Here is a 304-nt window from a genome sequence, read left to right on the forward strand (position 1 = left end):
TGGCATTTGAGAAAAAAGCCGCTTAAAATGAGAGATAGACCGGAACACAACCGGTGCAAGACCAAACTCGGTGTGGTTCACAATAGTTCCTGCATTATACTGATAATGTCATCCAATAATGGATTGGGTGTACTGCTGGTTGGTCTGATCGCAAAATAAGAAACCTGAATAGACGGCTCAAAAGGTATGGCCACGCAATTAACACCGGAAGACCGCAGCGTCGGTTTATCAACGATGCCAACTCCCATACCGGCAGCCGCAAAATGACTGCAATTGAGCATTGATGTTTCCATAGTAGAGAGCG

Annotated in this window: 1 pseudogene; it reads right to left on the reverse strand. The window is 45.7% G+C overall.

From position 1 onward, the window contains the following. Positions 1 to 77 precede the first annotated feature (77 nt). Positions 78 to 304, reverse strand: a pseudogene (locus HBA93_RS20345) (LysR family transcriptional regulator); the annotation flags it as partial.

This window comes from Ochrobactrum sp. SFR4 (genome assembly GCF_019730395.1).
Lineage (GTDB): Bacteria > Pseudomonadota > Alphaproteobacteria > Rhizobiales > Rhizobiaceae > Pseudochrobactrum.